Annotated in this window: 1 protein-coding gene; it reads right to left on the bottom strand. The window is 59.2% G+C overall.

Annotated elements, in window-relative coordinates:
• Positions 1 to 2: 2 nt before the first annotated feature.
• Complete coding sequence (locus TU80_RS31070; RefSeq protein ID WP_082643944.1) at positions 3 to 1,130, bottom strand: ribonucleotide-diphosphate reductase subunit beta; 1,128 nt, start codon at positions 1,128 to 1,130, stop codon at positions 3 to 5.
• Positions 1,131 to 1,136: the final 6 nt, after the last annotated feature.

Below are 1,136 nucleotides of genomic sequence, written 5' to 3'. Positions count from 1 at the left end.
AATCAATCCCAGCTCAACGCACCGCCAGTCTGGTACTCGATCACACGGGTCTCAAAGAAATTCTTCTCTTTCTTCAAGTCCATGATCTCGCTCATCCATGGGAACGGGTTAGTCGTCCCTGGATACTCTTCCTTCAAACCGATCTGCGACAGACGACGGTTAGCGATGAACTTGAGGTAGTCCTCCATCATCGCCGCGTTCATGCCGAGTACACCGCGTGGCATGGTGTCGCGCGCGTATTCGATCTCCAGTTGGGTCCCTTGCAGGATCATCTGGGTCGCTTCTTCCTTCATCTCGGCGTCCCACAGGTGTGGGTTTTCGATTTTGATCTGGTTGATCACGTCGATGCCGAAGTTCAGGTGCATCGACTCGTCGCGCAGGATGTACTGGAACTGCTCGGCCACGCCGGTCATTTTGTTGCGGCGGCCCATGGAGAGGATCTGGGTGAAGCCGCAATAGAAGAAGATGCCTTCCAGTACGCAGTAGTAGGCGACCAGGTTGCGCAGCAGTTCTTTGTCGGTGTCGACGGTACCGGTTTCGAATTTCGGGTCGGAGATGGAGCGCGTGTATTTCAGGCCCCAGGCGGCTTTTTTCGCGACCGATGGGATCTCGTGGTACATGTTGAAGATCTCGCCTTCATCCATGGCCAGCGATTCGATGCAGTACTGGTAGGCGTGGGTGTGGATCGCCTCTTCGAAGGCCTGGCGCAGGATGTACTGGCGGCACTCCGGGTTGGTGATCAGGCGGTACACGGCCAGGACCAGGTTGTTGGCGACCAGCGAGTCGGCGGTGGAGAAGAAGCCGAGGTTGCGCATGACGATGCGGCGTTCGTCGTCGGTCAGGCCTTCGGGGTTTTTCCACAGCGCGATGTCGGCGGTCATGTTGACCTCTTGCGGCATCCAGTGGTTGGCGCAGCCGTCGAGGTATTTCTGCCAGGCCCAGTCGTACTTGAAGGGCACGAGCTGGTTGAGGTCGGCGCGGCAGTTGATCATGCGCTTTTCGTCGACAGCGACGCGGGCGGAGGCGCCTTCGAGCTCGGCGAGGCCTTCGGCGATGTCGAGTTTGTCGAGGGCAGCCTTGGCGCGGATGATCGCGGCGGAGTCGTTGGCGGTGACGGCGCGGGCTTCGATGGCGGC

Origin of the sequence: Pseudomonas veronii, assembly GCF_001439695.1 — a bacterium.
Lineage (GTDB): Bacteria > Pseudomonadota > Gammaproteobacteria > Pseudomonadales > Pseudomonadaceae > Aquipseudomonas > Aquipseudomonas veronii.
Note: the sequence above shows the minus strand (reverse complement) of the source record. Positions and strands in the feature narration are given on the sequence as shown.